The 301-nt window shown below is 67.4% G+C and carries 1 pseudogene; it reads right to left on the bottom strand.

The features are described 5' to 3' along the window. Nucleotides 1-301, bottom strand: a pseudogene (locus U5A58_RS40610) (MFS transporter); the annotation flags it as partial.

Raw genomic sequence — 301 nt, 5'->3', positions numbered from 1 at the left:
AATTACGGCGAACGTCGTGAACGGATCGATGCCATGCGCGGCCACGAGCCGGTAAAACGGATAGCTGCCCGCAAGCATGATGAGCGCGCCCGCGCGATGCACGAGGCGCGGCGGGATGCGGTCGCCGAGCCACGCGCAGGCGAGCAGTGACGCGGACATCGTCGCGATGCCGACGTTTTGCGCCGCGCTCGCGATAGCCGGCGAATAGTGCAGCACGGTCGTGAGGTACGACGGCAATACGACGAAGAGCAGGCTGTTCGCCGCGTTGACGATGCCCGCCACGCCCACGCCCGCCGCCACT

The organism is Paraburkholderia sp. J7 (assembly GCF_905220155.1).
Lineage (GTDB): Bacteria > Pseudomonadota > Gammaproteobacteria > Burkholderiales > Burkholderiaceae > Paraburkholderia.
This window is presented reverse-complemented; position numbering and strand designations above follow the sequence as displayed.